The sequence below is a fragment of the Streptomyces sp. NPDC024687 genome (assembly GCF_055559055.1).
In genome coordinates, this window is record NZ_JBVHLJ010000013.1 from 192,077 (window position 1) to 211,623 (window position 19,547).

A 19,547-nucleotide genomic window follows, 5' to 3' on the forward strand; every position below is an offset into this window, starting at 1 on the left:
TGGCATTCGATGCGGACGCCCAGTGGCGATCCGGTCGGACGGTAGGAAGATCTCGGAAAGTGCGCAGGGCGCCGGGCGCCGGAGCGGCGAAGCCCCGGCTCCGGGTCCCGCGCGGCCCGTGGCCGGTGGTGAGACCGGTCACGGGTGGGGCCACTCCCCTCAGCCGAGGCTCCATCGCTGGTTGGAGCCGCCGTTGCAGGTCCACAGTTCGGCCAGGGCGCCGTTGGCCGTGGAGGCGCCGGTGACGTCGAGGCAGAGGCCGGACTGGGTGCCGGTGATCGTGCCGTCGGAGTTCAGCTGCCACTGCTGGTTGGCACCGCCGTTGCACGGCCAGGTCACCACCTTGGTGCCTGCGGTGGTCTGGTGGTTGTACGCGTCCAGACACAGCTGGCTGCTGCCGCTGTATACGGTCAACTGGTTGGAGGAGGTGCGGGTCCAGCTCTGGTTGGCGCCACCGCCGCAGTCCCAGATCTGCAGCTGCGTGCCGGCCGTGGTGGACGAGTTCGGCACGTCCAGGCACTTGCCCGCGCCCACCGCGTGCAGCGCACCAGTGCCCGTCCCGCCGGTCGCATTGCTGTATCCGGCCGCGGTGATGTTGGCCTGGACCGCGTTCTCGGTGGCGTCCGACGGGTAGCCGGAGGTCATCACGCCCTCGTAGAAGGTGCCTTGGGCGCCCTTGCTGTTGTCACCACCGATGCCCAGGATGATGGCCCCCTGCTTCCGCATCGGGTTGTAGCCCGCGACGTTGGGGCGCGGACCGTCGTAGAACGTGGACAGGCTGCCCGACTGCGCGTTGCCGCCGCGGATCGCCCAGTGGTTCGGGCCGCCTTTGACGACGGCGGTCGTGTATCGGTAGTTGATGGTCGGGTCGTTCGCGTTGTAGTGCTGGTTCACCCCGGAGAACAGGCCGTTCTCCAGATCGGCCATGATCCAGGGGCCGTTGCCCGCACCGTAGCCCCAGACCTTGATGTTGCCGAAGTAGATGGCCTCCATGGTGCCGTTGCCGTCGTCGTTGTTGTCCGTCTCGGCATTGCCGTAGTCGAAGCAGCAGCCGCCGTTGTAGTGCGTGCCGTCGAAGATCGCGTACATGCCCTCGGGGTTGTCCCCGGTCGCGATGCCGTTGGTGTGGTTGTTGCGGTATCCCGTACCGGGTGCCACGAAGACGCCGTAGGCCTTGTGACCGCCCACCATGGTGGGCGCGGCCGTCGCGTTCGCGAGGTTGTCGGGACCACCCGCGGCACCGCCGCCGGGCGCCTGGGTGAGGTTGTTCCCGCGACCGGACTGGTCGTAGATGATCGAGATCAGACAGGTCGTCCCCGCGCAGAACGAGTCCTGCGCGGCGGCGTCGGCGGAGCCGCCCGCACTCAGGACGCCCACGTTGCGGGTGGTGTTGTCCGAGGCGCGCCTGACCTGGTAGAGCGGCCCGTCGTACGAGGCGTACAACGCTCGCGTCGTGCTGTGTGCCGCCACACAGGGCGTCCCGCCGGCCGCGTAGAGATCACACGGTCCGGACGTGGCGGCCCGGGCCGTCCCGGTCGTGGCCATGGCACCGGCCAGCGCACCGACGGCGAGCACAGACGCGGCCCCCGCACTGGCGAATATTTTCGGCCGAGAGGTGCGGGAGCGCTCCCACGAACAGACAGATGTCTGGTCCGGCCCATTTCCCGGCCTTCCGTGGCGCCGGACCGCAGCGAGCAGACGTGGGACGCCACCGCGCCCTAACCGCACGTGACGTCTCGTACCTGTCGTTCCCATCCGATCTCCCTACCCTGCCGGCGGAACCCAGTCGGTTCTGTGCTGGTGGCGCTGACAAATGCGGAAGCGCTTGAAGGTGCCGATCTTTCAGTGGGATTGCAGAGAGGTTTCGGGGGGAGACGGTGCTCCCGATTCCGCAGTGCTGTCAAGGGCCCCGACCTCCTCCGGTCGGCCTGATTGCCGAATCGGTTCGATCGCCGAACTCGCCGGATCCTCGTCGACCGGCCCGCTCGAGCAGATCCGGCGTGACAGTGGACGAGCGGCGGTGCGCCCTCACGCCGACGCGGCTCGGCGCGTCGCGCGAGTCGGACCGACGGCCGGGCCGTGATCGCTCGGTCACCCCCTGCAATCCCACTGACCTGGGGTGCGGCCGCCGAACAGCGGTTGACAAAGGATCAGTGCGCACCGGGCCGGCCGATGAGACGGTCCCCGACCCGACCTTGGGCGCGTTCTTCGGCGTGCGGCGCCATTGCCCCCGCCCCGTGCCGGTCGTACCATCTCGTCGAAGCGCTTGCGCGGAACCGATTCGATTCCGGCCTTCCCGCAACGCGTGAACGCGGAACGCGTGACGGGCCCGGCAGCCCGACGCCGCTCCCTGCGTACTTCTGGTGCTCAAGCGTTCTGGTTCTGCGTCACTTCGGTGCGGCAGCGGGGCACTTCGGTGCTGGGCGCAAGGACGGGCGCGTCTATCCATGGGCGGCACCCGGAACGGACGGTTCTGCCTGGTCGTTGCCGCCCGGTACCAGCTGCCTGGCTCATGGTGTTCGGATCGTCCTCTGCGCGAGACGCGGGGGGAAAGAGTCTTGGGACACGTTTTACGCGACACATGCAACTGCCACCCGCGCCGTCCCTGTCTGACAGGAGGACGGGCCCGTCAGGGCCGAACAGCTAGAAGACCGGGGCAGTTCGTGGGACGGCGCAAGGGCAGCATATGGATCGCATGTGTCACGGGCGTGATGCTGGTGGGCGCGAGCGCCTGCGGCGGGGGCGGCAGCGACAAGGCCGGCGGGGACGACGCAAAGGCGTCGGGAAAGCCGGGTGCGAGCGCCTCTCCGTCGCCGACGACGCCCGCGGGCCCGCCGATGCTGCTGGAGACGATCACTCCACAGACGGGAACCACGGTCGGCGTGGCCATGCCGATCTCGGTGATCTTCACGAACCCGGTCGCGGACAAGGCGCGGGCCACAGTGGAACAGCACATGAAGGTAAGCGCCTCCCAGAAGGTGGCCGGCGCCTGGCACTGGATGGGTGACCGGCGCGCCGACTGGCGCCCGAAGACGTACTGGCCTTCCGGTACGACGGTGAAGATCGACGCCGACATGAAGGGGGTCAGCAACGGCAACGGACGCTACGGCGTACACAGCTACACGCACACCTTCAAGATCGGTGACGACGTGCGCGCGGATGTCTCGGTGACCGGCCACACCATGAAGGTGACCCGCAACGGCGCGCCGGTGCGCACCCTGTCGATCAACGCGGGCAGCGCCGAGTACCCGACGTGGGACGGCACGATGGCCGTCATCGACAAGCAGGAGAAGGTCCATATGACCTCCTGCAGCGTCGGTATCAGCTGCGACAAGGGCAGCCCCAACTACTACGACCTGACACTGCCCTGGGACATCCACCTCACCCAGTCCGGCACCTACGTCCACTACTCGACCGGTGACCCGAACCCGGGCAGCGGCAGCGCCCGCGGCTCGCACGGCTGCGTCCACCTGTCCCTGGCGGACGCCAAGTGGTTCTACGGTCAGGTCAAGCAGGGCGACCCCATCACCATCACCGGCTCACCCCGCGGCAAGGCCCCGGCCGACAACGGCTACGCCGACTTCAACCTGGGATGGGACCAGTGGCTCGCGGGCAGCGCCTCCGGGGAGGGCACGACCGCCGCCCTGTGATGCGCCGCGGTACGGCGCACGCCCCGACAGCCACTCCCACCCCGTGGCTCGCCAACGGACCGTCGTTCGGCCCGGTGGCAGCAGACCGGCTGTGATCCGGCCACAGCGAGCGCAAGACAGCCTAAAATGGAACAAACTCCCCCAGGGTGATCGAGGGCAACGTGTCGGCCGACGGTGAGGCATCGAGCTCGTACCCGTTCGGCACCACACGTGCCGGCGAAGCGCCCGAGCGTGACGACGCGCTGCTCGGCGCCGCCGTCAGCGCCGCGGAGGTGACCGGCGCGCATGCCGCGAGTGTGTTCCTGCTCTCCGGCGACCATCGCTCCCTCGTGCTGGCCGCGGCATGCGGGACGCCACCCTCCCTCCTGGGCGGGTGGCGTCGGATCCCGGTCGACAGCCGCATTCCGGTGGCGGAGGCATACCGCTCGGGGCGCATGGTCCACCTGGCCGACGCGGAGGAGACGATGCGGCGCTTCCCTCAGCTCTCGGTCGCGGTGCCCTACCCGTTCGGCTCTGCCTCGGTGCCCGTGCGAGCGGGCAGGCGGACCTTCGGGGCCATGGCCGTGCTGTGGACGCCGGGGGCCGACCGGACGGGGCTGTCGAGGGCGCAGCGCCGGCAGCTGCGCTCCGCGGCCGACCGTCTGGGCACCGTACTCGCCGGTCTGAGCGCCCGCCGACTGCTCGGCGAATGGGACGAACGGACGGCTCCGGTGGTGGTCCCGATGCCGTCCGCTCCGCTGATACGGGTGTGCCTGTTCGACTGGAACCTCGACACCGGAGCCGTCACGGCCGACGACGAGCTGTGCGCGATCTTCGGTATCGCGCCCCCCGAGTTCGACGGGCGCATGGCCACCCTCGCGGCCAGAATCGACCCGGCGGACCTGCCCGGCTTCCGGTCCGCCGCGCGTGCCGCGGTCGAGGAGGGCCATGTGCTCGCGCACTGCGTGAGCATCCGGGACGGCGGCGGGAGGCTTCACACCATCGAGCTGTGGGGCCGGGTGCCCGAGAACCCGCACGAACCGCAGACGGCGTCACACCTGGTCGGCGCCGTGCTCGACTCCGGAAGCGGCATGGCTGCCATGGCCGCGCTGGAGCGGCTCGCGGACGGCTTCTTCGCTCTCTCCCCGGACGGACGTGTCACCTACGCCAACCACAGTCTCGAGAGTCTGCTCCGGGTCCGTCAGGAAGAACTGCTCGGCCAACGCCCCTGGGACGTGCTGCCCTGGCTGGCCGATCCCGTGTACGAGGACCGCTACCGGGCAGCCGTGGTCTCCCAGCAACCGGTCTCCTTCCTGGTCCGCCGTCCACCCGACGAGTGGCTCGTCTTCTCCCTGCACCCCGGCGGGCAGGGCATGACGGGGTGGGCGGCACCCGTGCGGCAGCCGCTGCCCGACGGGGCCGGACCCGGGACGTTCGTGGCGGAGGAGGGCCCGCCCGTCTCCTTGTCGCCTGCGCCCACGGCTCCCCGTCTGGGAGCCCTCTACCGTGTGCTCCAGCTGGGCAGCGCCCTCACGGGAGCGGTCACCGCGCACGAGGTGTTCGACGCCGTCGCCGATCAGCTTCTGCCCGCTTTCGGCGGCCAGAAGCTGGCGATGGCCGTCGTGGAGGAGCGGCGCCTGCATCTGCTCGCGCAGCGCGGCTACTCGAAGCGCTTTCTCGCCGCGTTCGAAGGGACCCCACTGCATGCCCGACTGCCCGTGACGGACGCGCTGACCGCCGGGTCCCCGCTGTTCGTCGAGACCCGGGAGGAGCTCCTCGAGACGTATCCCGGGACCCTGCTCGGCCGCTCGAACTCCTGGGCGTTCCTGCCGTTGATCGCCTCCAACCGCCCGGTCGGCGCCTGCATGCTCGCCTTCGACGACGTCCACCGGTTCCCCGACGAGGAGCGTGGCGTGCTCACCGCGCTGGGCGGCCTGATCGCCCAGGCCCTCGAACGCGCCAGGCTCTACGACGCCGAATTCGCCCTCGCCCGCGGCCTGCAGAACGGGCTGCTGCCCCACCGGCTGCCCACGCTGCCGGGCCTCCGCGTCACCGGGCGCTATGTCCCTGGCACCAGGGAGATGGACATCGGAGGCGACTGGTACGACGTCATCCCCGTCGGCAACGAGGTCGCTTTGATCGTCGGGGACGTCGAGGGACACAACGTGGCCGCCGCGGCGGCCATGGGTCAGCTGCGCAGCGCGATGCGGGCTTTCGTCACCGCCGGCCATCGGCCGAGTGACGTCGTCGCCAGTACCAACCGGCTCCATCTGGACCTCGATCCCGCACTGCTCGCCAGCTGCTGCTACGCCCTCTTCGATCCCCGTTCGGGTGTCGTGCGCATCGTCCGCGCGGGCCACTGCCCGCCCCTGCTGCGTCTGCCCGACGGACACGCCGAAATCCTGAACGTACCGGGCGGCCCGCTGCTCGGCGTGGAGGCGATGCCCGACTATCCGGAGGCGCGGCTGCACCTCGTGCCCGGATCCATCCTCGTCCTGTACACCGACGGGCTCGTCGAGAGGCGCGGCTCCGACATCGGGGCCGACATCGGCAGGCTCCGGAACTCGCTGGCCCGCAGGGGTGGGGGCCGCCTGGAGGACCTGGCCGACGGGCTGCTGCAGGATGCCTGCCGGTCTCCCGACAGGATGGACGACATCGCGCTCCTGCTCACCGAGTACGCCCCGCAGGCAGAGACGGCCGCGGAACCACCGTCCACAGGTGCTGGGTTCGGTCCGCAGCCATGAACGGTGCGAGCTGGGCGAAGACTCGGCAATGGCGCCGCTGTCACGTTCCCCAGATCTTCCGATACGCCTCCCGGTAGCCCGACGGGTCCCATGTCGTGGCACCGCGGCTGTTGTCGGCCGTGGTGATGTGGACAGGGGCTACGTATCCGCTGGCGGGACGGCCGGAGAAGGCGCGGTTGAACTCGTCGACGATCTGCCAGCCCTGCAAGGACAGCGGCTCGGGCACCGTGGCCGCCTGGTACTGCTCGCCATTGATGCGCTGGAAGGCCGAGGGGTCGCCATCCCCCGCGCCGATGTTGAAGGGCGGCCCGGATCCCTTCGTGCCGGCCGCGCGGAACGCCGGGGCGGCATCCGCGAAATAGAGGTCGTTGATGGCCACGGAGTGGGTCCACCTGCTCCGGAAGCGGGCGAGGAGCGAGGAGATCTCCTGCGGGGTGCGGCTGCTCGCGTCCGGGAGGGGGATGTTCTCGTACGCCAGCAGTCGCACGCCCGGACAGGTGGCGAGCTCCTTCCTGATCAACTCGGACTTGTTCTTGGCGAAGGGGATCGAGGCGTCGGTGAAGACCACGACCCCGGCGTGGCCGTTGGAGTTCGCGATGACCCATTGCCCGCTGACCCGGGCCACGTCCTCGACCTCGGTGGTGACGTTGGTGAAGAGCCGGGGCCGCCGACTGGGTCCGGGGGCAGCGACCGCGTGCCAGCCGACGAGCGGGATGCCTGCCGCGTCGGCCCGCGCGGCCTGCTGCGAGGTGGAGCCCGGGTCGAAGCCTCCGATGAGGATGCCCGAGGGCTTGAGAGTCACGGCCTCGCTCATCGCCGCCTCGATGCCGGCCGGGGTACCGCCACCGTCGATCACCCGGACGTTCCAGCCGATGACCCGTGCGGCTGCCCTTACGCTTTCCGCGACGCCCGCGACTCCCGGATTGGTCATGGTCTGAGCAACGTAGACGATGGTCTTGCCGGACGTCGCGGACGGGCCGCTGGTCGGTCCGTTCCAGGGCACGGCCGTCTTCTGCGCCTGTCCGACGGCGGCCTCGGCTCTTGCGTGGACCGCGGGGCAGCCGCTCGGACCCGTGTCGGAAGCTTCGGGGTCGCCGCTCGACGAGCCGCGTTCGCAGCCGGCCAGGACGGTTGCCGCAGCCAGAGCCAGCAGGGCGGTCGCGAGGGGCCGTGTCTTGAGCGGGCCGGGGGCGGCGGTGCGGTTGCGGTGCACGGGGGCTCCTCGCGGGGATGAGCGGGAGGATGTGGTCGGAAGCACTCTGGTGGTGCCCATGACGTCATTCATGGAGAGGTGTGTGTCGCACCGCCTTCCCGCGTCGGGGAGGACGGTGGTACGGCGGGCGCGTCGCGGGCCCGGACGGTGCCGCTGCGCAGGCGGCGCGCGGAGTAGCCGGCCAGGCCGACGGCGATGAGCAGGGTGCCGCCGTAGAACAGTGGGACCGTCCAGAAGTCGGCGCCCATCTGGGCGATGCCGGTCAGACCCACGGCGAGGACGGCGACGGCGACGAGGGTGCCCATCGCGTTGGGGCGGCCGGGTTTGATCGCGGTGGAGCCGAGCAGGGCGCCGACGAAGGCGGGCAGCAGGTAGTCGAGTCCGACGCTCGGGTTGCCGATCTGCTGCTGGGCGGCGAGGAGCACACCGGCGAAGCCGACGATCAGCCCCGATGCGGCGAACGCGTAGATGCGGTACCTGCGGGTCGGGATGCCGACGAGGTCGGCCGCGCGCGGGTTCGAGCCGACGACGTACAGATACCGGCCGAGCGGCAGCCGCTCCAGCACCAGCCAGAGGCCGACGGCGAGGGCGAGCACATAGAAGGCGGGGACCGGAAGGTTGAGGAACTCGGAGTCGTAGATGTCGGTGAAGGCGGCCGGGAGGCCCTGCGGGCCGGAAACGATCCGGCCGCCGCCGGTGATCCAGCCGGTCACGGCGTACATCATGCTGCCGGTCCCGAGAGTGGCGATGAAGGAGTCGATCCGGCCGAACTCGACGATGACGCCGTTGAGGACGCCCACGACCGCCCCTCCGGCGATCACCGCGAGGCAGGCGAGCGGCCAGGGCCACCCGGCGTTGACGACGAGCTGCATCACCATGACGTGCGCCAGGCCGAGGCCGTAGCCGATGGAGAGGTCGAACGCGCCGGTCACGATGGGGACCATGGCGGCGAGCGCGAGAAGGGCCGGAATCGACTGGCTGGACAGGATCGAGTCGACGGTGTCCCGGGTGGGAAAGGTGCGCGGCAGGGTGAGGGAGAAGATCAGGAAGAGCAGGGCGGTGAGGGCCAGGAGGCCGTAGGCGCCGACGAGGTGCCCGCCCGGGCCGCGCAGGCGGGCCGGGCGACTCGGCCTGCCTCGTCGGCCGGGTCCCTTCGGCCGGGGCGAGGAGGGGACGGGCGGGGGCGAGGCGGTCACGGGTTCGGCACGTTTCCGTGCGGTGGCATGGACGAAGCCGCCCTGGTGAGCCCGGCGACGGTGAGGTCCGGACCGCTCAGCTCGGCCGTCACGGCCCCGCGGACGAAGACCAGGGCACGTCGGCACACATCCACCACCTCCTCGAAGTCGGTGGAGATGAGCAGAACCGCGAGGCCGTCGGCCAGTGCCTCGTCGAGCAGGCGGTGAATCGCTGCCTTGGCGCCGACGTCCACGCTCGCGGTCGGCTCCTCGAGGACGAGCAGACGCAGGCCCGCCCGGAGCGACCGGCCGATCATGACCTTCTGCTGGTTTCCGCCGGACAGGATGGCGACGGGAGCCTCGCTGTCGCGGGGGCGCACCGAGAACCGTTCGATCAGGCGGGTGGCCTCGGCGCGTTCGCGGCGGGGGCTGATCCAGCGCAGCGCGGGCACGCCTTGCGCACGGGGGTTGGCGAGGAGGTTCTCCCGCACGGTCAGGTCAGCGAGGCAGCCCTCCTGCTGTCTGTCGTCGGACACGAACGCGACACCGAGGGCGACGGCGTCGGCGACCGTACGGGGGCGGTAGGGGCGGCCGTCGAGAAGGGCACGTCCCCCGTGGAGGGCCCGGGAACCCGCGAGGGCTCGGCCAAGGTCCGTGTGTCCGGCGCCCGAGAGGCCGACCAGGCCCAGGGATTCCCCGGCCCTGAGCTCCAGACTGACCGGTCCCGCGCCGGCAGTCCGTACTCCGTCGAGGCTCAGGACGGCCGGGCCGCGGACCGGGGCCCTGAGGGCGTGGCGGTCGGTCGGCTCCTCACCGACGATGTCGTGCACCAGGCGGGCAGGGCTCCGGCCCGCGAGTGCACCGTGGCTGACGAGACGGCCGTCGCGCAGGACGGCGAAGGTGTCGGCGACCTCGTACACCTCGTCAAGGCGGTGGCTCACGTAGAGGATGCCGTGGCCCCGGTCGCGCAGGGTGTGCAGGACACCGAACAGCCGGGCGCAGTCCGCGGCGGGGAGGCGGGCGGTCGGTTCGTCGAGGACGACGAGCTTCGCCTGTGCCGCCAGGGCTCGTGCGACGGCGACCAGTGAACGCTCGGCTGGGGCGAGCCCGGCGATCGGTTCGTCGGGGTCGAGGTGCCCGGCGACGATGCTCAGGGCTTCGATGCAGCGCTCTCGGTTCCGCCGCCAGGAGATCAGTCCGGCGCGCCGCGGATATCCGGCGGTCAGGGAGAGGTTCTCCGCGACCGTCATCCAGTCCACCAGACCGAGGTCCTGGTGGATGAAGGACATGCTGCGAGAGGCGGCCTGGCTGCCGAGCGGGTGCCCGTCCACTGTGATCCGCCCTGCGTCGGCGTGGTGGACGCCGGCGAGGACCTTGATGAGCGTCGACTTTCCGGCTCCGTTGGGACCGAGCAGGGCGAGGACGCTGCCGGCGTGGACGTCCAGATCGACCCCGGCCAGCGCGAGGGTACCGCCGAACCGCTTGGCGAGGCCGCGGACGCGGACCAGAGGTTCCACGGACGTCTCCGGTGATGGGCTTGGCGATTGTTTTCGGCTGTCATGGGCGATGCTAGCCGGACACATGCCTAGATAGCGGACATTTGCGAGCCGTCGCAATCCCGGACGGTTCTGCCCCCCGGCTCGGACCTCACGGGCCGTCGAGCCCGCATTCGGCCCAGATGACCTTGCCTTCCGGGGTGTAGCGGGTACCCCAGCTCTGTGCCAACTGGGCGACGAGAAACAGTCCGCGGCCGCCCTCGTCGGTGCTGGCCGCCCGGCGCAGGTGCGGGGCGGTGTTGCTGGTGTCGGAGACCTCGCAGATCAGGGTACGGCCGTGGAGCAGCCGTACCCTGATGGGTCCGGCACCGTGCCGAATGGCGTTGGTGACCAGCTCGCTCAGCATCAGTTCAACGGCGAAAACGGCCTCGTCGAGCCCCCAGTCGGCCAGCTGTCGGGTGGCGGAACCGCGGACCTCGCCGACGAGGGCCGGATCGGCGGCCAGCTCCCAGGTGGCGATCCGACCGGGGTCCAGGGCGTGGGTGCGGGCGACGAGCAGAGCGACGTCGTCGTACGGATGGGCCGGCGCCACGGTGTCCAGGATCGCCTGACAGGTGTCCTCGGGTGAGCGCTCCGGCTGGTGGGCCAGGACCCCGCGCAACTGGTCGAGGACTACATCGGCATCGCGGTGCCGGTCCTCGATGAGTCCGTCGGTGTAGAGGACCAGTTGGCTGCCTTCCGGGAGGTGGATCTCGGCGCCTTCGAAGGGCAGGCCCCCGAGGCCCAGGGGCGGCCCGGCCGGCAGGTCGGGGAACCACGCGTGGCCGTCGGGGTGGACCAGTGCGGGCGGCGGGTGGCCGGCGCGGGCCATGGTGCACTGCTGCGAGGTCGGGTCGTAGACGGCGTACAGACACGTAGCGCCGATGGTGCCGGTCCCGTCGGAAGCGGGGTCCTCCCTGTCCAGGCGTCCCACGAGGTTGTCGAGGTGGGTGAGGACTTCGTCCGGGGGGAAATCGAGTTCGGCGAAGCTGCGTGCGGCGGTACGAAGCTGGCCCATCGTGGCGGCGGAGAGCATGCCGTGGCCGACGACGTCGCCGACGAAGAGGCCGATGCGGGTGCCGGACAGCGGGATGACGTCGTACCAGTCTCCGCCGACGTCGGATTCGGCGGGCAGATAGCGATGCGCGACCTCCACGGCGTCCTGGTCGGGCAGGCCGTGCGGGAGCAGGCTGCGCTGCAGGGCCAGGACCATGCTGCGTTCACGCGTGTAGCGCCGGGCGTTGTCGATGGACAGGGCGGCCCGGGTGGCGAGTTCCTGGGCCAGCGAGCGGTCGTCGTCCCCGAAGGCAGCGGAGTCCTGCGCACGGTAGAAAGTGACGACGCCCAGGACGACGCCGCGGGCGACCAGGGGTGCCGCGATGAGGGAGTGCACGTGACCCAGCAGCTGGGCGGTGCGCTCCGGGTCCTGCGGGAGCCAGCCCGCGGCGGCCCTGAGGTCCGGTTCCAGCACTGCCTCGCGGCTGGTCAGACACCGCGACTGAGGCGTGGTCGGGCCGTAGTCGATCTGCCGGCCGACGGGATGGAAGGGACAGTCGGCGCGGATGCCGTGGACGACGGTACGGCGCAGGTCACGGCGGGCAGACACGGACTCCTCACCGCGCAGTACGGGCTCGGGCAGATCGATGGTGACGAAGTCGGCCAGTCGCGGCACCGCCGTCTCGGCGAGTTCTTCGGCGGTGCGGCGCACGTCCAGGCTGGTGCCTATGCGGGCACTGGCCTCGGACAGCAGTTCCAGGCGTCGTCGCGCGGCCAGGGCGTACGCCCCCACGTGCGGCTCCCCCACCATCACGAGCCCCCACGCGGGAAGCGGGGAATCGGGGTGGCCAGACGTCGTGCCGTCGGCATCGGCGGTCGTGACGCCTTCGCCGACCGTGGCGACCTGGCCGGGTACCGTCACGGAGAGATGCCCGGGCACCACGAGGCCGGGAACGGCTCCTGACGCCAGGGCAGCGGAGGTGGCGGCAGGCTCGGCGGGAAGGCCCACCGGCTTGTCGACATGGTGCGGCACGGTGAAGGGCTCGCTCGCCAAGGGGGCTGGAAGGACGGCCTCGATGACGATGCCCTCCACGCCGGAGGCAGTGGTCATCGGACGGCTCACGAGCGTGACGTGACGGCCGTCGGACAGGGGCACGTCCACCGCGGCCCGCTGCGCGCGGGAGATCAGCTCGGCGGCCTTCTCCATGATGATCGCCTGGTCCCGGGGGTGCAGCTCGAATGCCAGTTCATCCAAGCCGACGCTGCGGTAACGGCCGGCGACTTCGGCCGCGGTGTCCTGGTACGCCCGCAGCAGAGCGCGCTCACGCGCGGAACTCTGCCCCAGCAGCCGCCGCTCGATGGCCCCGGCCGCCCGGCGTATCACCAGGTCCAGCGCCGGGTCCTCGACGCTGCGCGGATAACCGAAGCACAGGACACCCTCGATGCGGCCGCTGAGCGGGTCCCGGACGGGAAGCGCGCGACAGGCGCTGCCCTGGGAGCGCTCGGCGAAGTGCTCGGCACCGTAGACCCGGATGAGTTGCCGCTCCGCCAGGGCGAGACCGATGCCGTTGGTACCGGCGACGTGCTCGGCGAACACGAATCCCGGCACGCTCTGTATCGCAGGGAGGCTTCGGGCCAGCGACATCTCTCCGAAACGGCGCAGGAGAACCGTCCCGCTCGCATCGGCGACGGAGATGTTCATCGCGCTGCCGGCGAATTTGACCTGCAGCCGGTCGAGCACCGGCACGGACGCGTGGACGAGTCGGCCGTCCGGATCGAAATCCTCCCGGAAGGGAAGGTCGTTCTGGTCCGGCGACAGCCCCAGGGACCGGCAACGCTGCCAGGAGCTCAGGATCGACGTCCGGACACCCCCCTCGACCTGCTCCCCCTGCAGAAACCGCACACGGAAACTGGCGGGCCTCGTGCCGTCTGTCGCACGCCCCGTCGGTATCGGTTCACCACCGGACCGACCCACGCTCCGCCTCACTCACACCCTAGATAATCCATATATCGAAATTATCCGGCATTGACGAGGATACGGGGATTATGAACGCCCGTCATGGTTCGTAAGGCCCCTCACGCCTCGGCGGTTGTTCGTGGAGGACGCTTCGGCTGCACCGACGAGGGATACACCGGCTCGCCCGAGGAGATCCGGGAATTCATGAACGGCAACATCTGACGCTGCGGCTGCCACGTGAACCTCGTGCGGGCGGTCGAGCAGACCGCACGGGAAATGAGGCCTGGTCCCCATGCATCCCTCCTCGTGCACCTGGGCCGCCGGCACCGGGCAAACCCTCGACGCGGGCCGCAAGGCCGACCGTCACATCGCCGGCGGCACCACCCTGGTCAACCTGATGCGCGAGACCGCCGTCGGCGCTGGTACGCATGGCCGAAGCCGTGCCTCAGTCCCTGCCGTGCATTTTGGCAGCGGCCCGGCACCGCGAGTGCGGTGCCGGGCCGTTGAGGTGCTGCGCGGTGCCGTCAGCCTTGGCGAGCCTTGAAGCGAGGCTCCTTCTTGTTGATCACAAAGGTCACACCACGTCGGCGCACCACCTGAGCGCCGGGTTTGGCCTTCAGCGAGCGCAGGGACTTGCGTACTTTCATAGCGGCCTCCTTGCCGGGCCTTGCAGGGGGTCGGACTGCTCGGCCGTCAGAGGCGGACGGGCGCGGTACGGCCGTAGCGTCGCTCGAAGCGCTCCACTCGACCCGCGGTGTCCACGACCCGCGAGGTGCCGGTGTAGAACGGGTGACTCGCGGACGAGATGTCCACGTCGACGACCGGGTAGGTTGTGCCGTCCTCCCACTCCACCGTGCGCTGTGTGTCGAGGGTGGAGCGGGTGAGCAGTTGGAAGCCCGTCGCGCGGTCGCGGAAGACAACGGGGCGGGAGACGGGGTGAATACCGGACCTCATGGGTGGTGCCTCCTTGCGAAACCTCGGTCGCCGACCGAGGCGGGTGTCATCGTTGCTCGCGGAACAGGACGTGCTTGTCGGCCACCGGGTCGTACTTGCGCACGACCAGCCGGTCGGGGTTGGCCAGACGGTTCTTGCGCGTCACGTAGGTGACTCCGGTGCCGGCCGTCGACCTGAGCGTGACGACGGGCCGCGTGGTGCTGCGTGCCATGAGGACTCCTTCCACCACCACCGAGTACTTTGACTCGGTCATGTCATGCAATGGTGGTAACAAGGCCGTCCAGCACGTCATTCCCGAATCAGGCTGCCGCAGCGAGACAGCTTGGTCGCGCAGCTCGCATCAGGCGTAAGCCCCGCATCAGGCCCGCGGGGATTGTCGAGGACCGCGGGCCAGGAGCCGGCGACGGTCTCCCAAGCCGATCAAGTGCAACGGCCCCAAGATCACCGTCGACTGTCGCTGTGTGCCCGCCCGCGGTGAACGTGATCGAGCGGGGCGCCGGGCCCCAGAAGGGGTCGACGTCGATGAGATGGTCGCCGTGCTCGCTGTTGAGGATGCGCAGCCGCACCTCGTGCTGGTAATGCCGGCGGGGTACGCGGTCACGTCCAAGGGTTCGGTGACATGCGCAGAGTGGTGCCGTCGTATACGAGGCGGATACCGTCCTGCTCAAGATCTCCTCGCCGTCGAGTCGACGTGAGTCAACAGTTTGATTACCGGTTCCGCTCATGAGGGACCCAGGCCGAAACGCCACTGCTTCGTGAAGCGCTCCCCTCGAGCCGCTGTTCGGGAATCTCAGGTGCCGGGTGTCGTACCAGCTGTCGGAGGCGGGGTCCGGACGGCGATCCGATGGTGTTCGTGATCAGCCAATTCGGACAGGGCGGGGGTCCCACAGGTTTCCGCCAGGGCCTTCACCTCTTCCCACTCGGCGAGTGCTTCGGCTTGGCGGCCGGAGGCGGACAGTGCGGTACCGGCGGTCAGCCGGGCCATGGCCTCGTTGAGGGGCATCCGGGCCGCGCGAAACTCGGCAGCGGCCTGACACGCGGCGGGACCTGCCGCCGGGTTCTGCCGGGCGAGTTGTACCTCGGCGCGGGCCAGCGACGCGAACCCGCGCCAGCCGGGTGACAGGTCGAGCTCCGCGGCGGCGGCTGCTCGGTCGGCCCACATCTCGGCAGCTGTCACGTCACCCAGGGCCAGTCCCGCGACAGCCAGCAGCCGGAACCACATCGGGCGAACCGGGGCTTCGAATCCGAGCAGGTCCGGGCCGCCGCCCGCTTCGAGCACCTTGCTGACACAGCCCTCCGGATCGCCGTTGAGCAGAAGCGTCTGGCCGAGCATCCCGACCATCGCCGACCGGTGCGCGCCAGGTGCGGGGCCGGCCGATGAAAGTGACTCCTCACAGATCTTCAATGCTCCGACGAAGTCTCCCCGCCACATCAGGACCGCCGCACTCACCACCTCGGCCAACGAGCGCGGCTCGCCGCTGCCGACGAGTGACGCCGCCTCCAGGGCGTCGTCGGCGTAGGCCGCCGCCTCGTCCAGGCGTCCGAGCCACAGGTAGGCGTAGGCGGAGGCGGCAAAGAGATCGGCGAGCACGAGGCTCTGGCCTGTGTGGCGGGACACCTCCAGGCCTCGGCGGAGATGGCGCAGCGCGGGGTCGAAGCGTCCGTGGAGCATCTCCGTCCAGCCCGTCATGACGAGCGTGTCCAGCTGCCCAGCCAGTTCCTGGTCGTCGGTGTCGTCGAGCACGTCCACCACGGGGCCGAGGTAGTCGGCCGCCCGGGCGTCGCCCGCGAAGGTATGCGCCAGGGCCAGGAGAGCGCGGACCGCCATGGTCTGCGGCGGGTCGCCGATACGTTCCGCCGACCGCAACGCGCGTTCACCCCAGTCGACCGCCGTGGAGAAGTCGTTCTTACGAAGCGCCACCACCGCGACGCCCAACTGCAAGGTGGCGGTCTCAGGCCGCGGTTGGCCCTTGTGGTCCGCCAACTCCCGCAGCAGCAGAGCCGTGGCCTCTTCGTACCGGCCGAGCGCCCATTCCATGGTGGCTCGTAGGGCAGTCACCTGGGCCCGTCGGCCCCGGGCCCGAGCAGGCAGGAGGGTGGCGGCCGTGCGCAGGATGTCGCGGCTTTCCAGCAGTCGTCCTGCCATGCCCAGCGCATCAGCCTGCTGGAGCCACAGTTCGGGCCGCAGTCGACTCTGCTCGCCGAGCAACCGCAGGGCTTCCTGTGTCCAGTACGCGGCGGTGGCCGGTGCGATCGCCATGACATGACGGGCGGCCCCTACAAGTACGTCGACGGCGTGTTCGTCTCCTGCGCGCGCCGAACGCTGAACGTGCGACGCCTGGGCCGTCAGCGGTGCCCCTTGCAGGGCCAGGCCGTCCGCGGCCCGGGTGTGCGCCTCTATCCGCCATCCGGCGCCCGCCCCCTGATACACCGCTGCCCGCACCAGCGGATGGCGGAACCGGAATTGCCGCGTGGAGCCCACCTGGCGTACGAGGTCCCGCTCCGCGGCCTCGTCCAGGGCGGCGAGGGCCTGTGCCTCACCGGTCTGGGCCACGACTGCCACCATGCCGGCTTCGAAGGGGTCGCCGAGAACCGCGGCCGCCTGTGTACAGACCCTCGCAGTGGCCGAAAAACCTCCCACTTCCTCCATCAGCGCCGCCCGCACCGACTGCGGCAGATCACCGGCGACAGGTGCCGAGACGTCCGGCACCGCCGAGGGGCCTTCGTTGCCGGCGCTTCGGGCCAGCGCCTCCAAATAGAAAGGGTTGCCTCCGCTGGCCTCGTACAGCCGTTGGAAACGCCACTGATCCGTCCTGGCCCCGCACAGCTCCGCTCCCTCGGCCGGAGACAGCGGACCCAGCTCGATCCTGGCCGCTCTTCCCTCCGTTCCCGCCCGGGCCAGCGCCGCGGCCAGCCGCGGCGGTGCCTGCCGGGGACGGTAGGCGAGGGCGAGCAGCAGCGGTGTCCTCGGCGGATGCCGTACCAGATGGTCGATCAGCTCGGCTGTGCCGTCATCCGTCCACTGCAGGTCGTCCAGGCTGAGGACGAGCCCGCCGTCGGCACTCAGCGTTTCCAGCAGCGTTCGCACCGCCCGGTGGAACCAGTACCGTTCGACCTTCACCAGCCCCGGGCCGGTCGGGAGCCTGTCACAGAGCGCGGGGAAGACCGTGCTCAGCAGGGCGAACGCGCCGGGCGGTAACCCGTCGTGCCGGAGCCGGTGGAAGTCCTCATGGCCGAGGTGGTCGTCCAGAGCGTCCACGAACGCTCCGTACGGAGCCCGGTCGAACTCCACGCTGCGGCCTGCCAGGGACACGAAACCGCGCTGTCTCGCCCGCTCGCCCAATGCGCCGAGCAGCCGCGTCTTTCCGATACCCGGTTCCCCGACCACCTCGACCACCCCTGGCGCACCGGCCAGGGCGTCCTCGATCGCGCCGTCGAGGACCGTCAACTCCGCTGCCCGGCCAACCAGATGGCTACCCGTCCGAGGACGCTGCGGTGTCGGGGGGCCGGGACGGTCGGCGCCGCCCCGTAGGGTGCGCACCAGCGGGGGCTTGGGTGACGGGCGCGACACGAGAGCAGGTGCGGATCTCGGAGTGCGCCCGGCGGCCGGGACGTTCAGTGCGGGATCGTTGGTGAGAATCCGCTGGTGCAGTTGGCGCAGCGGGAGGCCGGGATCACAGCCGAGTTCTTCGGCCAGCAGCAGCCGGGTCCGCTGGTAATGGTTGAGGGCATCGGCCGGGCGACCACAGCGGTACAGGGCGAGGATGAACTGACCTGCCATCCGTTCGTCCAAGGGGTGTGTCTCGACCCGGGCGGACACTTCGGCCAACAGTCCGGTGTGGTGACCGCGGCGGAGCCGAACGTCGGTGTGGTCCAGTTCGGCCGCGATCCGTTCTTGGTCGACCGTGTCGCGCAGGGCGTTGATCCAAGGGGTGTCCAGACCCGCGAAAGCATTTCCCCGCCAGAGACCGAGTGCCTGCCCGAACAGGGTTGCGGCCTGCTCGTCCTGCTCGTTCCGGGCGGCGGCGCGGGCCTGTGCGGTGATGTCGTGGAAACGGTGCAGATCCACTGCGGTCGCCTCGACCTCGAGGACATAACCACCGGATCGCCGGACGATATCCGCCCCCTCCGCGACGGCCAAAGCCTGCCGCAGACGGGAGAGGTAACCGTAGAGGGTGTTTCGGACCCGCTGCGGAGGACGGTCGGCCCAGACGCGGTCGACGAGCCCATCCACCGAAACCACGTGGTTGGCGTCCACCAGCAGCACCGCGAGCACACACCGCTGCCGGGCGTGACCCAGATCTACGATCCTGCCGTCCACACGCGCCTCGACGCTGCCGAGCAAAGCGAACTCAACCGTCACAGCAAGCCCCCGAGTCTCAGTTCCCACCCTGGCATAGCACCTTCGACCAGCCCATTCAACGTTTGTCCAAGGTTCACCGACGTTCGGCGGCGCACCGTGGTCCAGGACAGGAAGCAGCGCGACACACGACGGCCCCGATGAGCGGCGGTCATCAACCCCGGGGGGAAGTGGCACCACCTACCGCAAGCAATGCCCCGAGGACGCAGGGCAGTTGCAAGGACCACACCACCCCTTCACGTCCCGTGCCTTTCGCCGCACCATGGCCCATCCGACTGCCTGCCATACCCAATGCGCCGGAAACGAAGGCGTGCTGCCCCGCGGAATCCCGCTGCGACCGGCACCCCCACGTCATCCACACCCACAGACAGGGAACACCCATGAGCTCACGTACGAATCGGACCAAGCTGGCCGCATGCGCGATCGGCCTGCTGACCGCCGGCACTCTCGCCCTGAGCGCCTCGCCGGCCTCCGCGAGCGGTTCCTACAGTGGTCTCGCCTACATCGCCGGCAGCGGCACCTACACCGACGACTGGGGCAACGAGGGCATTCTGTCGACCAGCATCAACACGTCTTCCAACGCCACCTGCCTGTGGCAGAAGATCCTGTGGGCGGACGGTGCCATCGAGTCGGACGGCACCACGTTCGATTCCGCGGACATCGACGGCGTCTTCGGATCGAACACCAAGGCCGCGACCGCGGATTGGCAGAGTGCCTTCGGCGGCAGCGCTGACGGGACCGGGGTGGCCGGCGACGACACCTTCAGGGCGGCGGGCAAGGGGCTGGAGGACCAGGACGGCGACGGGGCCGTCGACCACTTCGACGGCTCCAGGTACACGATCAACATCACCCGCGACAGCAATGGCCGGTACAACTTCTACGACGGCGACGGCAGCGCGCGACTCGCCGGCTACGACTACCGCACCTGCAGCTGACCCCGCACTCCGGGGGCTGAGCCCACGTGCCCGTCCCACGGGGGAGGAC

General features: G+C 70.1%; 12 protein-coding genes and 1 pseudogene. 4 read left to right on the forward strand and 9 right to left on the reverse strand.

Annotated elements, in window-relative coordinates; translation table 11 throughout:
* Positions 1–159 precede the first annotated feature (159 nt).
* Complete coding sequence (locus ACZ39I_RS37420; protein WP_467249637.1) at positions 160–1,545, reverse strand: arabinofuranosidase catalytic domain-containing protein; 1,386 nt, start codon at positions 1,543–1,545, stop codon at positions 160–162.
* 1,166 nt (positions 1,546–2,711) lie between these two features.
* Between ACZ39I_RS37420 and ACZ39I_RS37425 the strand changes: the two genes are divergently transcribed.
* Positions 2,712–3,650 carry a L,D-transpeptidase gene (locus tag ACZ39I_RS37425; RefSeq protein WP_467249639.1) on the forward strand — a complete coding sequence of 313 codons (939 nt, stop codon included), beginning with the start codon at positions 2,712–2,714 and terminating at the stop codon, positions 3,648–3,650.
* A gap of 146 nt (positions 3,651–3,796) precedes the next feature.
* Positions 3,797–6,373, forward strand: coding sequence for a SpoIIE family protein phosphatase (locus ACZ39I_RS37430; protein WP_467249576.1), 2,577 nt, complete (start codon positions 3,797–3,799; stop codon positions 6,371–6,373).
* Positions 6,374–6,413: 40 nt separating this feature from the next.
* Here the strand turns inward: ACZ39I_RS37430 and ACZ39I_RS37435 are convergent, their stop codons facing one another.
* The 4 genes from ACZ39I_RS37435 to ACZ39I_RS37450 all read right to left on the reverse strand — a co-directional run bounded on the left by ACZ39I_RS37435 (position 6,414) and on the right by ACZ39I_RS37450 (position 13,267).
* Positions 6,414–7,586 carry a substrate-binding domain-containing protein gene (locus ACZ39I_RS37435; RefSeq protein ID WP_467249578.1) on the reverse strand — a complete coding sequence of 391 codons (1,173 nt, stop codon included), beginning with the start codon at positions 7,584–7,586 and terminating at the stop codon, positions 6,414–6,416.
* 68 nt (positions 7,587–7,654) lie between these two features.
* Entirely contained in the window at positions 7,655–8,782 is a 1,128-nt protein-coding gene (locus ACZ39I_RS37440; RefSeq protein WP_467249580.1) for an ABC transporter permease, read from the reverse strand.
* Positions 8,779–10,344, reverse strand: coding sequence for a sugar ABC transporter ATP-binding protein (locus ACZ39I_RS37445; RefSeq protein WP_467249582.1), 1,566 nt, complete (start codon positions 10,342–10,344; stop codon positions 8,779–8,781). Before ACZ39I_RS37445 ends, ACZ39I_RS37440 begins: the two co-directional genes overlap by 4 nt.
* Positions 10,345–10,408: 64 nt before the next feature.
* Positions 10,409–13,267, reverse strand: a complete 2,859-nt coding sequence (locus ACZ39I_RS37450) for a SpoIIE family protein phosphatase (RefSeq protein WP_467249584.1) — start codon at positions 13,265–13,267, stop codon at positions 10,409–10,411.
* A 135-nt stretch (positions 13,268–13,402) separates the two neighbouring features.
* On the opposite strand from ACZ39I_RS37450, the pseudogene ACZ39I_RS37455 reads away from it, so the two are divergent.
* Positions 13,403–13,471, forward strand: a pseudogene (locus ACZ39I_RS37455) (carbon monoxide dehydrogenase); the annotation flags it as partial.
* 302 nt (positions 13,472–13,773) lie between these two features.
* Here the strand turns inward: ACZ39I_RS37455 and ykgO are convergent.
* The 4 genes from ykgO to ACZ39I_RS37475 form a co-directional block, all read right to left on the reverse strand.
* Positions 13,774–13,896 carry a type B 50S ribosomal protein L36 gene (gene ykgO / locus ACZ39I_RS37460; RefSeq protein ID WP_352385688.1) on the reverse strand — a complete coding sequence of 41 codons (123 nt, stop codon included), beginning with the start codon at positions 13,894–13,896 and terminating at the stop codon, positions 13,774–13,776.
* 46 nt (positions 13,897–13,942) lie between these two features.
* On the reverse strand, positions 13,943–14,203 hold the full coding sequence (locus ACZ39I_RS37465; RefSeq protein WP_403662466.1) for a type B 50S ribosomal protein L31: 261 nt from the start codon (positions 14,201–14,203) through the stop codon (positions 13,943–13,945).
* A gap of 46 nt (positions 14,204–14,249) precedes the next feature.
* Positions 14,250–14,414 carry a 50S ribosomal protein L33 gene (rpmG, locus tag ACZ39I_RS37470; RefSeq protein ID WP_403662463.1) on the reverse strand — a complete coding sequence of 55 codons (165 nt, stop codon included), beginning with the start codon at positions 14,412–14,414 and terminating at the stop codon, positions 14,250–14,252.
* A gap of 579 nt (positions 14,415–14,993) precedes the next feature.
* Positions 14,994–18,743, reverse strand: coding sequence for a BTAD domain-containing putative transcriptional regulator (locus ACZ39I_RS37475; RefSeq protein WP_467249587.1), 3,750 nt, complete (start codon positions 18,741–18,743; stop codon positions 14,994–14,996).
* A gap of 200 nt (positions 18,744–18,943) precedes the next feature.
* On the opposite strand from ACZ39I_RS37475, the gene ACZ39I_RS37480 reads away from it, so the two are divergent.
* Positions 18,944–19,498: a peptidoglycan-binding domain-containing protein gene (locus ACZ39I_RS37480; protein ID WP_467249589.1), complete on the forward strand. Its 555-nt coding sequence runs from the start codon at positions 18,944–18,946 to the stop codon at positions 19,496–19,498.
* Positions 19,499–19,547 lie beyond the last annotated feature (49 nt).

Bases quoted from the DNA above. Each gene is read 5' to 3' on its own strand.
- ACZ39I_RS37465 (WP_403662466.1), bottom strand. From the start codon at position 14,203: ATGAGGTCCGGTATTCACCCCGTCTCCCGCCCCGTTGTCTTCCGCGAC.
- ykgO (WP_352385688.1), bottom strand. From the start codon at position 13,896: ATGAAAGTACGCAAGTCCCTGCGCTCGCTGAAGGCCAAACCCGGCGCT.
- ACZ39I_RS37480 (WP_467249589.1), top strand. From the start codon at position 18,944: ATGAGCTCACGTACGAATCGGACCAAGCTGGCCGCATGCGCGATCGGC.
- ACZ39I_RS37420 (WP_467249637.1), bottom strand. From the start codon at position 1,545: ATGGCCACGACCGGGACGGCCCGGGCCGCCACGTCCGGACCGTGTGAT.
- ACZ39I_RS37445 (WP_467249582.1), bottom strand. From the start codon at position 10,344: ATGTGTCCGGCTAGCATCGCCCATGACAGCCGAAAACAATCGCCAAGC.
- ACZ39I_RS37425 (WP_467249639.1), top strand. From the start codon at position 2,712: ATGCTGGTGGGCGCGAGCGCCTGCGGCGGGGGCGGCAGCGACAAGGCC.
- rpmG (WP_403662463.1), bottom strand. From the start codon at position 14,414: ATGGCACGCAGCACCACGCGGCCCGTCGTCACGCTCAGGTCGACGGCC.